This window comes from Oleiphilus sp. HI0043 (assembly GCF_001634935.1).
The window spans coordinates 1-1,089 of record NZ_LWEY01000476.1 but is presented as its reverse complement, the minus strand read 5'-3'; the positions used below and the strand labels follow the sequence as shown (position 1 = coordinate 1,089).

2 protein-coding genes are annotated in these 1,089 nt (G+C 40.4%); both read right to left on the bottom strand.

From position 1 onward, the window contains the following. Positions 1–865: hypothetical protein (locus A3729_RS06020; RefSeq protein WP_156497725.1), on the bottom strand; the 865-nt coding region annotated here is incomplete at its 3' end. Positions 866–895: 30 nt separating this feature from the next. Continuing rightward, positions 896–1,089, bottom strand: a 194-nt coding sequence (locus A3729_RS06015; RefSeq protein ID WP_231877358.1) for a hypothetical protein, incomplete at its 5' end; no start/stop codon positions are given.

Genomic DNA, 1,089 nt, shown 5'->3' with positions numbered 1-1,089 from the left:
GCTGCTCAACAAATAAACCAACATTAGTAGGCGCTATAACAGACGAACCAGCCTTAGACCAAGGACCTAAACAATAGTCCTTTACCTTTAGCGTCCAATCTTTACGACCTAACCACCAAACGCCAACTCCAGGACATGGTTTATACTGCGTCATATAAGAAAAATACCCATCAAAATATGGATAGTACAATGCAGTACCATTAATTGAATTAACAACATCAGGCTCGGAACTTAGTTCTTTGTAGCTAACACCATCTGCATTAACTAACTCTACACTGTCAAACTTCTCTCCAGTCGAACTTAACTTCACTATGAACCCATCTTCCCTTAACAGTTCCCTGATTCCTTTGCGCTGTTTAGATTTACCTGGCCTCGAGTAGTATCCACACCTAACGGCTGAACGTAATCGTCCATTCAGTTCAGAACCTCGCCGAGAAACAATCTTAAAATTTCTAGGTTGATATTCGAACTCTAGCGGCTCTGAAGAAGGCCATGAAGAGACAAATAGAGTGTCATTGGAAAAGCAATATCGACGGAGCTTCCTCTTTTGACTTTGGGTATCTACCAATTTCGTATAAGAGCCATCCGTAACATTCACAAGGTATAAAGCTTTTTCGTTTTCAATCTCTGCCATGGTGACTATTTCATTGTCACTTACCCAGTAGATGCCTCCGTGTCCTGACCGTGCACTCCATCCGAATTGATCAACCTTGATATCCTCAAACTCAGTAAAGAAGCTGTCATCAGGTAAATACTGAACATCTGTGCTGTAATAGCGAGACAACTCCAAAGTTCCATAAATACCAATTGGTGCGATTGATAAGATCGTTATTTTCTTAAGCCATTTAAGTAATACTCTTAACATTTACCAGACCTCCTACCCAAGCCGACAGAACTAGCCTCCAACAAAAGCACTAAGCCCAACCCAAATCCCAACAAAAAATAAAATCATAAGAGATAAAACCAGAAGAATGGTGTACACAATTGATGCCTTAAAAGCCTTCCAATAGCTTTCCCTAAAAATCCATTTAGCAAGCAACACCTCTGTCGCAAAGCCAATCAGTGCACTCAAATTTGAATAGTTTTCCA